The following is a 17,563-nucleotide window of genomic DNA, read 5'->3' as shown; positions in this document are numbered from 1 at the left end:
TGTATCCCGTCACCGATCTCGTCAAGGGCCGACGGGGCGGATGCTGGCCGTTCGCGGCGTTGTAAGGCGGGTGTAATCGCGAGGGTTCAGGATGGCGGGACGATCCGCTCGTTCGAACTCTTGGGAGATGTTTTGTACCGCAGCGTTAGTGCCTGCCTCGTCTTGGGTGCCGCCGTGGCCGTGCTGAGTGGTTGCGGCAGTGATCATTCGTCGTCGTCGACGACCGTTGCCGCGCCGCAGGGGGGTGTGACGACGAGTTCTGTTGCCGCGGGGAAGACTTCGGGGGCCGCGCCGAGTTCGGTGCAGGCGGGGGGTACGGGGGATGCCTGTACCGAGGTGCAGTACGAGATCGATATGGTGCACGCGCTGCAGCAGGGGCAGGAGCCCGGTGATCCGCATGCGGTGGAGTTGCGGCTCAGTTCCTATCGGGAGCATGCGCCGACCGAGGTCATCGCGAACTACTCGCAGTTGAATGCCGTGATCTATGGGCATCTCGAGCACAAGGGGCAGGATCAGATCAATACCCCGGTGGTGGACGCCTTGGTCGGCAAGCTCAGCGCGTGGAAGAGCAGTCACTGCTAGGAGGCGGACTCGCGGCGGGCGCGGCGCAGGGCGGCCTGCATGCGGGCGATGTAGAGGGGAGTGGGTGGGACCCAACCCAATTGGGTGGCTTGGCCGAGGTCGTCGCGGTTGGCCCAGTGTTCGAAGAGTTGACCGTCGACAATGCGGCACCAGTGGGACTGGGTGACGGCGAAGGTTTTTCCGGTGGAGGGGAAGGCTTGGACGGGGCGGGCGTTGTCGTCGTAGACGATGAACGGGCCGATCTGGCGTCCGGACATGGTGGTGTGGACGGCGACGAGGTCGCCGGTGCCGACAATGTCGTGGATTTCCCAGTGCAGGTCGGCGAACGCGCCGCGTAGCCATTGGGCGCTGGCCCATACGGCGGCGGGTCCGCGGCCGCGGGCGGCGGGCGGTTCGGCCTTGGCCTCGCGGTTGACGGCGTCGGGGTGGACGAGTTCGTCGAACTCCTCGCGGGTGCCGTCGCCCATCATGCGGATGCAGCGCACGGCGATCTCGTGAACACCCGAGTAGGTGTGCGTCATGGGAGTCCCCTTCCTGGTGGTTCGCAATGACCTTCGACCGTATTCGGGGCCTGTTTCACCACAATTACAGCTCGGCGGTGCCGGTGAACAGGGCGATCATGTCGGTCCAGGACAGTGTCGGATCGGCGGTGACGGTGTCGAAGGTGCGGTGGACGCGATCGATCAGGTCGGGGCCCGCGAAACCGAGGTAGCGGCTCGGATCGGTGCCGAGCCGGTCGGCGTGCGCGAGCGCCGCGGCGTGCAGGCGAATCGCGCTGTCGCCGTGGCCGAGTCGGGCGAGGGCGTAGCTTCCGGCGTAGACGGCGGCCAGCTCGTCGGAGAAATGCGGCTGCTGTTCGAAGGACCGCACCGCGCGCAGCAGGAGATCAAGGGCGCGACGCAGCACCGGTCGGTCGGCCGCCGGATCGGCGAGCAGACACCAGGCGACCAACAGGTCGGTGATGCCCGCGCCCGAGACGAATCCGCTGCGCGCGCTGAGTTCGTGTGCGCGGGTGAGGGTTTCGACGGCCTGCTCGTGCTTGCCGTCCTGGAATTCCACGATGCCGATGCCCCACAGCGCGGTGGCCCGCAGATAGTCGGGGGTGTCGCGCTGAACGCAGGCGGCGGCGAAGGCGCTCGCGGCGGCCGGGAGCTCGGTGGTGTCGCCCAGGTCGGCCAGGGCATTGCAGCGCCGCAGATGCGCCTCGAGCAGCAGCAGGTCGTGGTCCGGGTCGGTGTCGTCGAGCAGGGCGAGGGCGTCCTCGGCGTATTCCAGCGCGGACCGGGTCGCCCCGATGTGCGCGGAGGTCAGCGACAGCGCGATCAGCGCGCGGGCCCGGTCGGCGGCGGGCGCGGACGGGCAGGCGGCCAGCGCCGCGCGCAATAGCCGCATGCCCTCCGGCACCACACCGGCGGTCACCCAGAAATAGGTGAGCGCTCCGGTACTCCGAAGTGCGTGCAGCGGAGCGTGTTCCAGATCGTGGGCAATGGCCGCCCGCAGGTTCGGTAGTTCTCGCACCAGGGTGCGCACCGCGTCGGTGAAGCGCGGTCCGGCGAACAGGGCCGCCTGATCGGCGATGAGCGCCCGAGCCCACTCGGCATGCGCGGCAAGGGAGGTGGCCGGGTTCGGATCGAGGTGGCGGCAGTGGCGGCGAATGGTCTCGAGCAGCCGGTAGCGGCCGTGCCCGGAGGTCAGGTCGACGGTGAGGACGGATCGGTCCACCAGGTCGGCCAGGCTCGCGAACACCGCGTCGGTGGCGTTCTCGTCGCGGACGGATTCGGCTGCCCGCCAATCGAATCCGCCTTCGAAGGGCCAGAGTCGGTGCAGTAGTGCGCGGTCGGGGTCGGGCAGCTGGTCGATGCTCCAGCCGATCGCCGCCGCCAAGGACGGGTGTGGCGAGATCGAACCGCGCGGGGTGGCGCCGAGGACGTCGAGGCGGTCGCGCAGGCGCTCGGCGAGATCGTGCAGGCCGATGGAGCGGACCCTGGCGGCGGCGAGTTCGATGGCGAGGGGGAGACCGTCCAGCACGGTGCAGATTTCGAGCGCGGTGGCGGTGTCGGCAGCGCTCGGCCGCCAGTCGGGGCGATGGGCGCGGGCACGCTCGAAGAAGAGTTCCAGCGCATCGGACGCCTCCCCGACGGCGAGCGGGGCGAGCGGAAAGACCTGTTCGCCTTCGATTCCGGTGGGTCGGCGACCGGTGGCGAGGATGCGCAGCCCGGGGCTCTGCGACAGCAGCGGCAGGACCAGCTCGGGCAGATCGTCGACCAGATGTTCACAGTTGTCGAGCACGAGCAGCCCGGTGCGGTCCGCGATCGCCCGCCCGATCGCGGTCGAGGTGGCCGCGGCGGGCCCGGCCAGGCCCAGCGCCGCCGCGGTCATGGACACCAGCGCGCCGGGTTCGCGCACATCGGCCAGCCGGACCAGCCAGGTGTCGTCGCGATCGGCGGCGTATTCGATGACGAGCCGGGTCTTGCCGACCCCGCCCGGACCGGTGATGGTCACCAGGCGCGACCGTTCCAGCAGCTCCACCAGCAGCGCCGATTCCCTTGCGCGGCCGATGAATCGGGTCGACGGCCGGACCAGGGCCGGACCGGCGACCGTGTCCGATACCGCCTCGATCGATACCGGCGCGGCCGCGGGCAGCAACCCCGGATCATGCGCGAGCATCCGGCGCTCCAGTTCCCGCAGCGCGGGTCCCGGTTCCACACCCAGCTCGTCGATGAACAGCCCGCGCACCCGCCGCAGCTCGGCCAGTGCCTGCGCCTGCCGCCCGCTGCGGTAGAGCCCCAAAGCCAGCAATTCCCAGAGCCGTTCCCGAAACGGCGTCTCGATGACCGCCTCGCTCGCGGCCGCGATGGCCCGCGCGGTCTCCCCGCACGCCAGCCGCGCGGCCTGCAACTCCTCGAACGCCACACCCCGCAGTTCGGTCAGCCGCGTCCGAATCCCCGAAACATGCAGCGAATCCCCGAGTTCGGCGAACGGCTCACCGCGCCACAACCCCAGAGCCTCCTCCAACGCGCCGACCGCTCCGGCCGGATCACCCGCCCCCAGCCGTCCCAGCCCGTCCTCCACCCGTTCCGCGAACACCTCGTGATCGAACCGCGCCGCCAACGCATACCCCCGCCCCGTGCGCTCGACCCCCGCCCGCCCCACCACCCCCCGCACCCGATGCACCACCACCCGCATCATGTTCTTCACCTCATCGCTGACCCCCACCCCCCAAACCAGCTCCGCCAACACCGAATCCTCGACCACACCCCCACCCCCGACAGCCAGCGCGGCCAACAGCCGCCGCGGCACCGCCCCACCCACCTCCCGGGCGACCCCGTCCACCTCGATCTCCACCGAACCGAGATCCCGACACACCAACACCTCGCCACGGTATCCGACAAGCAACCGATGAGTCCGCCCTCGCGGTTGGGGGCATCCGCCGACAGGCGTGTAAGGCGATTGAAACTCCGGATTGCGACCGTTGCCGAAGACTGGAACCGGCGGGTACGGATCTATCGAGAGGGGTACGACCATGACCGGCAGCGGCGATCCGAGTGCATTCGGCGTGGTGGACGCCAATGCGCCCGACTATTTCATTCGATTCCTGGATCAGCGGCGCACCATCGCGGACGAGCGCGCGATCAAGGCGCTGATTCTCGAATTGCTGGAGCCCCGGCCGGGATCGACCGTCCTGGACGTCGGCTGCGGTCCCGGCGACGACGCAGCCGAAATCGCCCGCCTGGTCGGTGCGGGCGGCAGCGTGCTCGGCATCGATATCAGCGCCGCCATGGTGGCCGAGGCGCGCCGCCGGACCGCAGAACTGGGCCTGCCCCTGCGCTTCGAGCAGGGCGATGCCCAGTCGCTGGACCTGGTCGGCGCGGCCGTCGAGGGGTGCTGCGCCGACCGGGTGCTCGCGGTCGTGCCCGATCCGGCACGGGTGTTCGCCGAGATGGTGCGGGTCACCCGCCCGGGCGGCCGCCTCGTGGTCTCCGAGATCGACGCCGGGACCATCTTCGTCAGCAGTTCGCACACCGATCTGGTGCGCCGCCTGACCCGCTCCCTCGCCGACGACCTACCCCACGGCGATATCGGCCGTCACCTGCCCCGCCTGTTCACCGACGCGCACCTCGAGGACGTCCGCTGCTTTCCGCGGGTGGTCCGCAACACCGTCGCCTTCTCCCGCGTCGTCATGGGAAACCGATTGCGGGCCATGGTCGCCCACGGTGAGACCACCGCCGCCGAGGTCTCCGACTTCTGGGCCGAACTCGAGCGGGCCGAACGCGAAGGCTGGCTGTGCACCGGCGTCACCTGCTTCACCGTCGCGGGCCGCAAACCCCGACCTTGATCATGGTGTGGGGGAGGTGATTCGCGACCCCGCCTCGGAAGCGTTTTTCCGCCTGCGTTGGAGCCGGTGATCGGCTTATGCTCGGGGTGAAAGGCTCGTTTTCGTATCGGGGTCGCTATGGCGCATGTCGATCCGTTTTCCACGCGCCGCGAGGTGACCAATGGGTTCGCGGCGGAGTTGGAGGCTGCCGGGTTCGGGGAGCCCACCGAGATCGGGCGGGGTGGGTTCGGGGTGGTGTATCGGTGTTTTCAGGTCGCGTTGCAGCGGACCGTGGCTATCAAGGTGTTGACCGCGGATTTGGAGTCCGACGCGTTGGAGCGGTTCGTGCGGGAGCAGCTCGCCATGGGGAAGTTGAGCGGGCATCCGAATATCGTGACGGTGTTCGAGGTGGGATCCACCGATACCGGTCGGCCGTACATTGTCATGCCGTATCACGCGCACGGGTCGTTGGACGGGCGGATTCAGGAGCGCGGGCCCGTCGGGTGGCAGGACCTGCTGTATTTCGGGGTGAAGTTGTCGGGGGCGTTGGAGACCGCGCATCGGCGGGGACTGCTGCATCGGGATGTGAAACCGGCGAACATTCTGCTGACCGAGTACGGGGAGCCGCAGCTCGCCGACTTCGGGATCGCGCGGCTGACAGGCGGTTTCGAGACCGCGGCGGGCACGGTCACCGGGTCGCCCGCCTACACCGCGCCCGAGGTGTTGCAGGGCCAGGCCCCGGATGTGACGGCCGATGTCTATGGGCTGGCGGCCACGCTGTTCTGTGCCGGGACCGGGCACGCGGTGTTCGAGCGGCGCAGCGGTGAGCAGTTGGTCGCGCAGTTCGTGCGGATCACCAAGCAGCCGATGCCGGATCTGGCGGGCGCGGGGCTGCCGCCGGATCTGACGGCGGTGATCGAATCGGCCATGGCGCGCGAGCGCGGTGAACGACCCGCGTCGGCGGCCGAATTCGGGTCGGCGCTGCGGGAGATTCAACTGCGGCACGGACTTCCACCGGACGAGATGGCGATTCCACTGCCCGCGGAGGAATTGGGGGAGCAGCGGACGACGTCGAGCACCACCGGCCTCGGCACACCGACCGGCCGGACCCCCACCACGGGCCGCCGCCGCACCGGACGCAATACCGCCGCGACCCCACCCGTCCCCGCCACCCGACTGCGTCCACCCACCCTCAGCCGGGCGTTGGTCGAACGCCCCCGGCTGCTGGACGCCCTGCGCTCGGGCCACGATCGCCGCCTCGTGGTCATCCACGGCCCCACCGGATTCGGCAAGACCACCCTGGCCGCGCAGTGGTGCGCCGCCGTCACCGCGCAGGGCGGCTCGGTGGCGTGGCTGACCGTCGACAGCGACGACGACAATGTGGTCTGGTTCCTCTCCCATCTGATCGAGGCCATGCGCGCCACCCGCCCCGCCCTGGCCCGCGAACTCGGCGACCTGCTCGAGGAGCACGGCGACGAGGCCGGACGCTTCGTGCTGACCTCCCTGATCAATGAGATCGACCGGCGCGGTGAGCATCTGACCGTGGTCATCGACGACTGGCATCGCGTCGCCGACACCGACACCCAGGCCGCGCTGCGCTTCCTGATCGAGAGTTGCAGCCCCGCCCTGCGCATCCTGGTGACCAGCCGCCGCCAGACCGGCCTGCCCATGAGCTCCATGCGTGCCCGCGACGATCTGATCGAAATAGACACCGCCGCACTGCGATTCACCGCCGACGAGGCCTACGCCCTGCTGGTCGACCTGGGCGGGCTGGAGCTGGATCGCGGTGACGTGGAGGACCTCGTCGAATCCACCGGCGGCTGGGCGGCGGCCCTGCAACTGGCGGCACTGTCGCTGCGCGGCAGTTCGGACCCCGGCATGCTGATCGGCCAGCTCACCGGCCGCCACCACGCCATCGGCGAATTCCTGGCCGAGAACGTGCTCGAGACCCTCGAACCCGGCGTGCTCGACTTCATGGTGACGACCTCGCTCACCGAACGCACCTGCGGCGACCTGGCTTCCGCGCTCACCGGCGTCGCGGACGGCAAGGCGCTGCTCGAGCAGATCGAGCAGCAGGACCTGTTCCTGCGCCGACTCGACGGCGGCCAGTGGTTCCAATATCACCAGCTGTTCCAGGATTTCCTGCGCCAACGCCTCGAACACGATCACGCCGAGGAGCTCGACGATCTGCACCGCGCGGCCTCGCGCTGGTTCGCCGACCATCGGCACGTGAGCGAGGCCGTCGACCACGCGCTGCTGGCGGGGGATGAGCAGCGGGCGGTGGAAATCGTTGAGCGCGATGGCATGTCGCTGCTCGAGTACGGACAGATGGCGAGCCTCATCGGGCTGGTGAACAAGCTGCCGCCCGCGGTCATCGAAACCCATCCGCGGCTGCAACTGGATCTGGCCTGGGCGAACATCCTGCTGCACCGGGCCGGTCCGGCCGAACGCGCACTGCAACTGGCGGAATCGACCCTCGAGACCGGCGAACTCGACCGGCACACCGTGGATCTGCTGCGCGCCGAGGCGGGCGTGGTGCATTCGGTGATCACCGTCCGCGCCGATGTGCTGACCGGTGTGGAGGAACGGCTCACCGCGTGTTTCATGCTGGCCGACGAGCTGTCGCCCTATGTGGTGGCGATCGCCGCCAATGTCGCCAGCTTCGCGGCGGGCTATCGCTACGACTTCGAGGAGGCCGTGCGCATCCAGGAGTGGTCGGCTCCCTACATGCGCCGAAACAAGGGCCAGTACAACAATATTCACGGCCTGTGCTTCCTGGGCCTGGCCGCCAGCCTGCAACTCGACATCGCCCGCGCCGAACAGTACTTCCGCAGCGCGTTGAAGATCGCCAAGCAGTCCGGCGGCACCCACTCCTACGGCACCCGCCTGGCCGGTTCCCTGCTGGGTGAACTGCTCTACGAGCGTGGCGAAGTCGCCGAGGCGGAACGCCTGCTCGACGAGGGCTACAAACTCGGCCCCGACGCCGGTGTGGTCGATTTCAAACTGGCGCGCTATGTGGTGGGTGCCCGCGTGAAGGCGCTGCGGGGCGATCGCGCCGCCGCCATTCGCCGCCTGAACGAGGGTGCCCGCGTGGCCATGTCGATGTCGCTGCCCCGGCTGCGCGCCGAGGTCGAGAACGAACGCCTGCGGCTGGGTCTGCCGCCGCATCCGGATTTCGGTCCGCTGCCCGTCGTCGATTACGCCCACCGCCGCATCCCATCCGACCCCATCGACGAATTCACCGTCCTCTACGAGGAATTCACGGCGATCCGCCTGCTGCTGGCCGAAGCCACCCGCGACAGCCTGGAACTCGCCTGCACCTGGGCCCAGGAATGGGTCGATCGCCTGGCCGCCGTCCACCGTCCGCGCGAACTTCTCAAGGCCCGCCGCCTGCTCATCGCCTGCCTGGCCGCCACCGGCCGCATCGACGCCGCGAAGGCCTTGCTGGCCACCGTCACCGCCCAGTGCGCCGAACACGGGTCGGTCCGCTACATCCTCGACGGCGGCCCCTACGTGGTCGCCACCCTCGCCGCCCTGCACGCCGACCAATTGGCGGGGCGGTGGCATGCGGACTGGCCCGAGGTCCCGCCCGACTTCTTGCGTGCCTTGGTCGACGCCCATGCCGCTCAGACGATTTGAGCGGCTCGGTGGGCCGAATCGTGCACTATGGCAGTCGGATCGACAGGAAACTGGTCTCCGGCGCGGGATAGTGCAGGAATCGGCCCATGGGCCGCACGAGGGGAGTTCGCTCAGGGCTGCACGCTTCCCCCGGTTCCGGGTAGGTTCGCGCGGTTAGAGTGTTTGCGCTGGATGCGGAGCTAGGCAGGGACTTACGAGCGTGACGGAACCGGTGCACGAGGCGCACGAGCGGGCCAGCTGGGCCGAACTGTTCTTCGACCTGGTGCTGGTGTTCGCGGTGACGCAGGCCGCGCACGTGGCGTTCGCCGGGCAGAGTTGGGGAGCCGTCGGACAGACGGTGCTGTTGTTGGCGATCATGTGGTGGTCGTGGGTGGGCACCACCTTGGCCGTGCACGGGGTCGAGGACTCCACTCGGCAGCGCATCTTCCTGTTCGCCTGTGGGCTGTGCATGTTCGTGGTGGCCATCACCGCGCCGCACGCGTTCACCGGGCATGCGCAGCCGCTTCTCCTGGCCGGGGCGCATTTGGTGCTGCGGCTGCTGTTGTGGGCGGAAATGCAGCGCAAGCGGGCGTTCGCGCAGGCCGGGGCATTCGGGAACTGGTTCAACCCTTTCACCGTCACGGTCATCGCGGCGGTGATCCTGGTGGTGGCGGGACTGGTGCCCGCCGGGGGAATCCGCGACGGGCTCTGGATCGTCGCGGTCGCGCTGGCCTTCGGCGGTCCGGCGCTGCTGGCCCGCAAGCTGGAGACCGTGCAGTTCGGGGCGACGCACCTGCCGGAACGGTTCGCCACCTTCGTGATCATCGCGCTCGGCGAGACGGTGGCCTCGGTGGGTTCCGAAGCGGCCGAGGCACATTTGGGCGTCGTGTCCTGGATCGCGGTGGTGCTGATCTTCGTGCTCGGCTGCGGGCTGTGGTGGCTGTACTTCGCGTACGGGTTCTCGGCGGTCGAACATTCGCTGCGCACCAACCAGATTCGCGGAACCGTGGTGCGGGATGTGCTCAGCTACGGTCACATGCTGCTGGTCATCGGGCTGGTGCTGGTGGCGGTGGGCTCCCGAACCCTGGTCGAACACCCGACGGCGGTGGCCCACGGCGCGCCCGGATACCTGCTGCCCCTGGGCGCGACGCTGTTCGTCGCCGCGTTCCTGTTCACCCGCTGGCGCATGTTCGGCGCGGCCACACTGGGCCGCCTGATCACCACCCTGCTGCTCGCCGTTCTCACCCTTGCTTCGCCCCTGCTGCCGCAGATCGCCGTCCTGGCGCTGGCGGCCGCGATCCTGGCCGGGCTCAATATCTTCGAGCACTGGATCGTCGCGACCGGCCGCCCGCTGCTGCTTCTGCGCAACCCGTTGCGCGCGCGTTAGCCCAACAGTCGTGCGAGGCGATCGCGCAGCGTCGTCCGCACGGGGCCCGCGCCCAGCCAGTCGGCGATATCGGTGATCACTTCGGGGTCAACGTGATTCGGCTCTAGGTAGTCGGCGGGCGTGGACGGACCGGTGCCGGGGAAGAGCATGTGGTCGTCGGCGGCATGGACGCGAATGGTGATGTCGGGCAGTCCGGACAGGCCGTTTCGCCACAGCGGGAGATCTTCCTCGACGGTGACCTGATAGTCGCGCCCGCCCTGCACGATGAGAATCGGCCGATCCAAAGCGGCGGCCGTGGCGACCTGGTCGTAGTCGCGCAGATCCAACCAGTACGAGGCGGGCCAGTTGAACAGCAACTCCGCGGTCGGCGTTTCCGTTGAGAGCGTGGGGCTTTCGGTCCGGGCCACTTGGAGGCGAGTGGAAGCCAGGGTCTCGGTCAGGTCGGCGTCGGGCTGAACCTCGGCAATGTGCGCGAGGGCACGCAGGATCGAGCGGGGGAGCGGAATCGTATCCCCGGCAAGGATTCCCACGCCCGCGATGGTGGGATCGGCTGCCGCGATGCGCGGGGCCGCCTTACCGCCGCCACTATGACCGACGACGTAGATGCGCGCGGGATCGACGCCGGGCTCGCGGCGCAGCAACTCTACCGCGGCGAGGGTATGCGGTAGGTATTCCTCGACCATGGTGAAACCCGGTGCGCTCTCGAATCCGCTGTGCGCGTAGGTCAATTTGTCGAACCGCACCACAGCCACACCCCGACTCGCCAATCCCCAAGCCAGATCCTTGAACGGCTTGTTCGGCCCGGTCGTGACATCCCGATCGACCGCCCCGGACGCCACCAGCACCACGGCGGGCCGAGCCCCACGGCCTTTCGACATGGTCAGCGTGCCGGACACCGCGGTCTCACCGCGACCGAGCGTGATCTCCCGCTCGGTGAACCGGCGCGGGTTGGCGTAATCCGGTGGGGTCCAACTCGATTCGGCGGGTGCCGCCAGCCGCAACCCGTGTAGCTCGCCCCGCTCGTCCACGGCCATGTGCACCACGAGCCCACCGCGCTCACAGGTGAGCGCGACCCGCACCCGCGTCAGTCCCTCGTCCGCCGCTTCCGGCGCGGGTGTCCCGACCGAGCGAACCGCCCCGAGTTTGGCGATCTCGCCGGTCCATCCGACCCGGACTGTATCGGCGGACACCACCTCGGCCAACCGCGGCGCGAACAACTCGGCCAGATCGTCGAAGCGCTCGTCGCGCAGCAACTCGACGACCTTCATGGCCACGGTCTCGGACTCCATGTCAACGGTCATGTCGCCGAACCCTTCTCAATAGGTGCAATTATTATCAATAGTTGAGAACGGTAGCAGCATGTGAGAAAGTTGGGTAGTGGAAACCTTCGAGCTGCTGGCGAATCCCGCCCGCCTGCGCATCGTCCACGCGCTGCGCGGCGACCGGACCCTGACCACGGGTGAACTGTGCGCCCGGCTGCCCGACACCTCGAAGGCGACGGTGTACCGCCACGTCGACACCCTCACCGCCGCCGGGGTGCTGGAGGTGGCCGAGGAGCGGCGCGTGCGCGGCGCGGTGGAACGGCGCTACCGACTGCGCCAGGACAAGGCGGCCATCCCCACCGAGGCCGCGGCCGAGTTACCCGCCGACGGCTACCGTTCCGTCTTCGCGGTCGCCATGGCCGTGCTGATGGCGGAATTCAACGGCTATCTCGAGGGCGAGAACGCCGATCCGGCAGCCGATCTCGTGGGTTTTCGCCAGCACGCGCTGTGGCTGAACCGCGCCGAACTCGAGCAGATGATCGAGGAGCTGCGCGCGGTCATCGCGCCTCGACTGGCGAATCAGGCAGCACCGGGCCGCGATCAATACCTGTTGAGTCCCATCATCTTTCCGATCGAGCAACCTCGCTGAGGCGTCGGGTCAGGTAGGCACGCTCGGCGTCATTCGTCGCCAGGTCGAGCGCGATCCGGTACTCCCGTGCGGCGGCATCGTTTCGGCCGAGGCGACGAAGCAGGTCGGCGCGGGTGGCGGCGAGCAGATGGCCCTGGTCGGGACCGGACTCGGTCAGTTCATCCAGCAGTTTCAGCCCGACCTCGGGGCCGGATCGCATGGCCGTGGCGATGGCTCGATTCAATGCCACGGTGGGAGAGGGGACTTGGGCGTACAGGGCGTCGTAGAGCGAGACGATGGCCGCCCAGTCGGTCTGCTCCGGCGTCTCCGCCGTGACGTGGCAGGCGACGATCATGGCCTGTAACTGGTATGGCCCCAACCGTTCCCGGCGCGCGGTACGGCGCAGCTCGGCCATTCCCGCCGCGATCAGCTCGCGATTCCACCGGGTGCGATCCTGCTCCTCGAGAGGGATCAGCGCACCGTCGCCGTCGCTGCGCGTACATGCCCGCGACTGTTGCAGCAGCACAAGGGCATTCAACCCGCCCGCCTCCGGATCGTCCGGCATGAGCTCCACCACCAGCGCCGCCAATCGCTGCGCCTCGGCGGCCAGATCGGCCCGCTGCAACCGCGGCCCGGCACTGGCCACATAGCCTTCGTTGAACAGCAGATAGATCACCCCGAGCACCGCCCGGGTGCGTTCGGGCAGCAGATGCGCGGGCGGCACCCGATACGGAATCCCGGCGTCGCGGATCTTCTGCTTGGCCCGCACCAGCCGTTTGGCCATGGTCGGCTCGGGAACGCCGAAGGCGCGGGCGATTTCGGCGGTCGTGAGTCCGGTCAGGGTGCGCAGCGCCAGCGCCACCTGGGCCTCGAAGGCCAGTGCCGGATGGCAGCAGGTGAAGATGAGCCGCAGCCGGTCATCGGGAATGGTGTTGTCGTCCACGGGTTCTCCCCGACTCTCCAGCAGGGCCAGCGCCCGCAGCTTCTCGGCCCCGACGCGATCGCGCCGCAGCCGGTCCAGGGCGCGGCGGCGGGCCGCGGTGAGCAGCCACGCGCCCGGCCGCTCCGGTACGCCGTCGCGCGGCCAGGTGCGCCAGGCCAGCGTGAACGCCTCCTGGGCGCACTCCTCGGCCAGGTCCCAATCGCCCAGCCCGCCGATGAGGGCGGCCACCAGCCGCCCCCACTCGGTGTGGAAGGCGGCGGTGATGGCGTCCTCGATCTCGGTCACGATGCCAGGGATTCGGTCACGAGGTGAGGACCGGGCGAATCTCGATCTGCCCGAACCGGCACGCCGGATGCCGGGCCGCGATCTCGATGGCCTCGTCGAGATCGTCGACCTCGATCAGCGCGAAACCGCCGATCTGATCCTTGGCCTCGAGGAACGGCCCGTCGGTGAGCAGCACCTCGTCGCCGCGCACCCGAACCGTGGTGGCGGTGTGGCTGCGATGCAGGCCCTCGTGGGCGGTGAGCACGCCGCGGGCGAGCAGGTCGTCCATCCAGGCCCGGAACTCGCGCATCCCGTCCTCGGACACCTCGTCGTCGATCCGGGATTCGTCGGCGCTGATCAGCAAGAGATATCGCATGGTCGTCTCCTTTCACCCCCACGACGAACGGTCGGGCCGGGGATGGACATCACTATGCCGATCTCCACTGTCCATTGCCGGGATTCCCGTTCGTCGTCCAGGTGTCAGCACCCGATCGATGGAGACCCGACATGCCTACCGAAGACACCAGCACCGTGAAATCCGCCGATGGCACCGTCATCGCCTACCACCGCGCCGGAACCGGCCCGGCCATCGTGTTCCTGCCCGGAGCGTTCAACGACAGCGCCACGTGCGCGCCCCTGGCCGAGCAGCTCCAGGACCGCTATACCGTGATCCGCCCCGACCGCCGCGGCCGCGGCCAGAGCACCGACGCCATCGCCCCGAGCGAGGCGATCACCTACGACATCCGCCGCGAGATCGAGGACCTCGACGCCGTGATCGCCGATATCGGCGGCAGCGCGGCGGTCTTCGGGTTCTCCTCCGGCGGCATCCTGGCACTCCAGGCCGCGGTGGCGGGCTCGCACATCACGCGACTCGCCCTCTACGAACCGCCCTTCGCGCTCGCGGGCCTGTCCGGCCATCTCCCGCAACGCCTCCCCGAACGCCTGGCCGAACTGATCGCCCGCGGCGAGCGCGGCGCGGCGGTGGAGCTCATGCAGCTCGAAGGCATCGGTCTCCCACCGGAATTGATCGCCCAGATCAAGCGGTCCCCGATGTGGCCGCAGCTCGAGGCCATCGCGCAGACGGTGGTCTACGACGCGACCATCTGCCGCCCGCCCAATGTCCCCACCCCGGAGATGGCCCGACTGGACATCGAAACCCTGGTGATCAGCAGCCCCGAATCCTGGCCCGGCGTCCGCACCGCCGCGGAGGCGCTCCCGTCGCACCTGTCGCACGCCCGCTACCTCGAGGTGCCCGGGGGAGCCGACCACGGCATCCCCGCCGAGGCCACCGCCAAGCTCCTCGACGCCTTCCTCTCGGAGGATTCGGACCGAATTCGTTGAGTTGCGTCCTCCGACATCCGAATTCACGCCATGGTTACTGTGGGTAAGGAATTCGGTGAGGAGTGATCGCATGTCGAAGGCGGATCTGCTGATTCGGGCGGGAGCCATCCACACGCTGGTGCCGGGCCAGCCCCCGCAGCGGGCGCTCGCGGTGCGCGGGGATCGCATTGCCGCCGTGTCGCCGGACCGGAACGGGCTGGACGCCTGGGCCTCCGGCGACACGGTGGTGATCGATCGCCCCGACGCCACCGTGCTCCCGGCCTTCGACGACACCCACACCCACCTCATGATCGCCGCCAACAGCGCCCACGACGTGCCCGTCCACACCGCCCGCGACCTTCCCGAACTCCTCGGCCTGATTCGCGAACGCGCCCAACGGACCCCGCCCGGGCAGTGGATTCGCACCACCGCCAACTGGCAGGAGATCAACCTGCCCGAGCGGCGGTTTCCCACGGCGCGCGAACTGGATTCGGCCACCGACGCGCATCCGGTGCTGGTCATGCGCGGCGGCCACAATATCGTGGTCAACAGCGCCGCACTGGAATTGGCGGGCATCACCGCCGAGACACCGGTGCCCGCCGGTGGCCACATCGGGCGCGACACCGACGGCACCCCGAACGGCTGGTTGCAGGACAATGCGATTCCCCTGGTCGCGCGCCTGCTGCCGGAGCCCAGCCTGGCCCAGCGCATCGACGGATTCCGGACCGCCACACAGGATTACGCGGCCAAGGGCATCGGCACGGTGCGCGACGCCATGGTCCCGGTGAGCGACCTGCCCGTCCTGCGCGCCGCCTTGGAAGCCGACGCCCTGCGGGTGCGCGTGCGAGTCATGGCCTCCGCCTTGGGATTCACCACCGTCGACGCCGTCGACGACCTGCTCGACCGGCTCGAGGAATGGCGCTACCTGCCCGGCCCGTGGCTGCGCGTGTGGGGCGTGAAGTTCGGCCTCGACGGCGGCATCGAGGCCGGGGCGACCCGCGAACCGTACGCCTGCGACCACGGCTTCCACGGCTACCTGACCTGGGAGCCAAAGGTTTTGACCGAGGCCATGGACCGCGTGCTGCGCCGCGGGTGGCGCATCGGCACCCACGCCTACGGCGATCGAGCGGTCGAGCAACTGCTCGACGTCTACGCCGAACTCCAGGCCCGGCATCCCGGCCTGCCCGCCGGAGCGCTGGTCATGGAACACGGCGGCCTGGCCGACGCGGAGCTGCGGGCCCGCGCGGTCGAGCTGGGCATTCCGGTCACCATCCAGCAGCCGCTGCTGCACGACATCGCGCGGATCGAGGACACCTACTGGGGTCCCGAACGGGTGAATCGCCTGTTCCCGGCGCGCGGTTGGATCGATGCGGGCGCGCTGGTCACCGGCGGCTCCGACTATCCGGTCGGCGCGTACGGCGCGATGGCCTCGGTCTGGGGCATGGTCACCCGCGAGACCGTGACCGGCGTGCGCGGCCCCGAACACGCCATCACCGCCGCCGAGGCCATCGCCCTGCACACCACCAATGCCGTTGCCCTGCTGGGCGAATCCGACACGCGCGGTCTGCTCACCCCCGGCCGCCTCGCGGATCTGACCCTCTGGGACGTCGATCCGACCGTTGCGACTCCCGACCGACTGCACGGCCTGAACCCCACTCACACCGTCCTGGGCGGCCGCGTGGTGCACGGTCGTCCCTGACCCGCCCGCGGACTAGCGGTCACGTCCCGTATCGATAGCCAACAGATTGCTAATGTGACGCCATGGGTGCAGACCAGCGACGATGCCGATCGCGACCCGTATGCCGATCGCGACCCGTATGCCGATCGCGACCCGTATGCCGATCGCGACCCGCCGGGTCCCCGTGACGGTCCGGTGGAGCCGGGAGTCGGTGGAGACGCTCACCGCGTTCGTGGCCGCGCTCATCGCGGGCCTCTCGCTCATGGTGCCGATCGACTTCGCCTGGACCTCGCGGAGTTCGGCCCTGCATCTGAATCTGCTCGTTTTCAGTCTCCCGCAGGCGATTGCGGCGGGTGCGCTGATCGCCGTCGTGGCCGCCGTGCTGGCGACCGCGCTCGGCGGGCAGAGCCTGCGGTGGGGTGTGGCGCTGGGCGGTGCCGTGCTGCTGTTCATCAACCATCTGCTGGGTCGGCACGCCGTGCTGGGCACCTCGCTGGCGACCCTGAACTTCCTCGACACCATTGCCGGGGGCCTCATCCTGGGCGGGTCGGGTGCGGCGGTGCTGTCGCGCTCGCGCATCGAATCCCGGTACTCCTGGACGGCTTTGGCGTGGCTGCTGGGCGCGATCAGCGGCGTCATGGGCGACGAGTTCGCGCCCGAGATCCGCGCCACCGGAGTCGATCAGCACTTCCCGCAGAACTGGCCCGCCCTCGACAATCCGCCGCTGTGGCTCATCACCGTCGCCCTGCTGCTGATCGGGCTGCGGTTCCTGCGCGAGCCGGGTGCCCAACCGGCCGAACCGTATTCGATTCAGCTGCCGATCGTGCCGATCATCGCGGGCGGGCTGGTGATCGGGGTGAGCCTGCTGTGTTCCGGTGTGCTGGCCCGGCACGGCGACAGTCTGCCCGCCATCGCGGCCACCACGGCGGCCGCGATCGCCGCGGCGGTGGTCGCGGCGCTGCTGCTGCCCGGCCGCGACGGCACCCAGGTGCTGCTGGCGGTGGCCCTCGCCGGTGCGGGCAGTGCGATTCTGGCGACCGACATTCCGGCCTGGTCGCTGCCGATCCTCCTGGTGCTGCTCGGAATCGGGCTGCTGGCCGGAACCCGCTGGCCCGGGGTGCGGGTCGCGGCCGTCGGCATCATCGGCCTGGCGGCGTACTCGGTGCTGATGGTGGCGGCCGGGCACGCCGCGGTCCTCACCGGACTCGGGCACGGGCTGTTGGCCCTGCTGGCCGGATACGGCTTCGGCGCGGTCACCCCGCGCTACGGCTCCACCCGGGTGCTCGGTATCGCCCTGATCTACGTGCCCTCCCCGGTCCTGGCCCTGCGCGATTTCACCCGTCGTGGCCACTGCCTGCTCACCGACTCCGGAAAACCCTGCACGCTGAGCGATTTCACCTCCTTCGCACCCGGCTGGATGGCCACCGCCCTCGCCACGGGCTGCGCCGTGGGCCTGTGGTGGCTGCTGCGGCGACGCCCCGACAGCGATCCCGCGGGCTGACGGTGAGATCCCGCGGGCTGACAACAAGTCCCGCGGGCCGACCCGGGCCCGCCTGGGTACGGTGG

The 17,563-nt window shown here is 69.4% G+C and carries 13 protein-coding genes; 8 read left to right on the top strand and 5 right to left on the bottom strand.

What is annotated here, in order from left to right:
- Nucleotides 1-174 precede the first annotated feature (174 nt).
- On the top strand, nt 175-582 hold the full coding sequence (locus VMT40_RS10180) for a hypothetical protein (protein ID WP_326357737.1): 408 nt from the start codon (nt 175-177) through the stop codon (nt 580-582).
- On the opposite strand, the gene VMT40_RS10175 is transcribed toward VMT40_RS10180, so the two are convergent.
- Complete coding sequence (locus tag VMT40_RS10175) at nt 579-1,103, bottom strand: ester cyclase (RefSeq protein WP_326357736.1); 525 nt, start codon at nt 1,101-1,103, stop codon at nt 579-581. The genes VMT40_RS10180 and VMT40_RS10175 overlap by 4 nt on opposite strands.
- A gap of 64 nt (nt 1,104-1,167) precedes the next feature.
- Nucleotides 1,168-3,954 carry an ATP-binding protein gene (locus tag VMT40_RS10170; protein WP_326357735.1) on the bottom strand — a complete coding sequence of 929 codons (2,787 nt, stop codon included), beginning with the start codon at nt 3,952-3,954 and terminating at the stop codon, nt 1,168-1,170.
- Between the two features lie 151 nt (nt 3,955-4,105).
- On the opposite strand from VMT40_RS10170, the gene VMT40_RS10165 reads away from it, so the two are divergent.
- From VMT40_RS10165 to VMT40_RS10155, 3 genes are all read left to right on the top strand, one after another.
- The gene (locus VMT40_RS10165; protein WP_326357734.1) at nt 4,106-4,918 is read left to right on the top strand and encodes a methyltransferase domain-containing protein; all 813 of its coding nucleotides are present in this window, start codon (nt 4,106-4,108) and stop codon (nt 4,916-4,918) included.
- 117 nt (nt 4,919-5,035) lie between these two features.
- The gene (locus VMT40_RS10160) at nt 5,036-8,536 is read left to right on the top strand and encodes a protein kinase domain-containing protein (protein ID WP_326357733.1); all 3,501 of its coding nucleotides are present in this window, start codon (nt 5,036-5,038) and stop codon (nt 8,534-8,536) included.
- A gap of 199 nt (nt 8,537-8,735) precedes the next feature.
- Entirely contained in the window at nt 8,736-9,902 is a 1,167-nt protein-coding gene (locus VMT40_RS10155) for a low temperature requirement protein A (protein WP_326357732.1), read from the top strand.
- On the opposite strand, the gene VMT40_RS10150 is transcribed toward VMT40_RS10155, so the two are convergent.
- A complete protein-coding gene (locus tag VMT40_RS10150) occupies nt 9,899-11,203 on the bottom strand; it encodes an alpha/beta hydrolase (RefSeq protein ID WP_326357731.1) in 1,305 nt (434 codons plus the stop codon). The two genes, VMT40_RS10155 and VMT40_RS10150, sit on opposite strands and share 4 nt — an antisense overlap.
- Nucleotides 11,204-11,279: 76 nt before the next feature.
- Between VMT40_RS10150 and VMT40_RS10145 the strand changes: the two genes are divergently transcribed.
- Complete coding sequence (locus tag VMT40_RS10145) at nt 11,280-11,813, top strand: helix-turn-helix domain-containing protein (protein ID WP_326357730.1); 534 nt, start codon at nt 11,280-11,282, stop codon at nt 11,811-11,813.
- Here VMT40_RS10145 and VMT40_RS10140 read toward each other — a convergent pair.
- Nucleotides 11,785-13,020 carry an RNA polymerase sigma factor gene (locus VMT40_RS10140; RefSeq protein ID WP_326357729.1) on the bottom strand — a complete coding sequence of 412 codons (1,236 nt, stop codon included), beginning with the start codon at nt 13,018-13,020 and terminating at the stop codon, nt 11,785-11,787. The two genes, VMT40_RS10145 and VMT40_RS10140, sit on opposite strands and share 29 nt — an antisense overlap.
- A gap of 16 nt (nt 13,021-13,036) precedes the next feature.
- Entirely contained in the window at nt 13,037-13,375 is a 339-nt protein-coding gene (locus VMT40_RS10135; RefSeq protein WP_326357728.1) for a YciI family protein, read from the bottom strand.
- A gap of 131 nt (nt 13,376-13,506) precedes the next feature.
- On the opposite strand from VMT40_RS10135, the gene VMT40_RS10130 reads away from it, so the two are divergent.
- From VMT40_RS10130 to VMT40_RS10120, 3 genes are all read left to right on the top strand, one after another.
- Complete coding sequence (locus VMT40_RS10130; RefSeq protein WP_326357727.1) at nt 13,507-14,340, top strand: alpha/beta fold hydrolase; 834 nt, start codon at nt 13,507-13,509, stop codon at nt 14,338-14,340.
- 70 nt (nt 14,341-14,410) lie between these two features.
- Complete coding sequence (locus VMT40_RS10125) at nt 14,411-16,018, top strand: amidohydrolase (RefSeq protein WP_326357726.1); 1,608 nt, start codon at nt 14,411-14,413, stop codon at nt 16,016-16,018.
- Between the two features lie 82 nt (nt 16,019-16,100).
- On the top strand, nt 16,101-17,498 hold the full coding sequence (locus tag VMT40_RS10120; protein ID WP_326357725.1) for a hypothetical protein: 1,398 nt from the start codon (nt 16,101-16,103) through the stop codon (nt 17,496-17,498).
- The last annotated feature ends 65 nt before the right edge of the window (nt 17,499-17,563 follow it).

Origin of the sequence: Nocardia sp. CDC160, from assembly GCF_035818795.1 — a bacterium.
GTDB lineage: Bacteria > Actinomycetota > Actinomycetes > Mycobacteriales > Mycobacteriaceae > Nocardia.
This window is presented reverse-complemented; position numbering and strand designations above follow the sequence as displayed.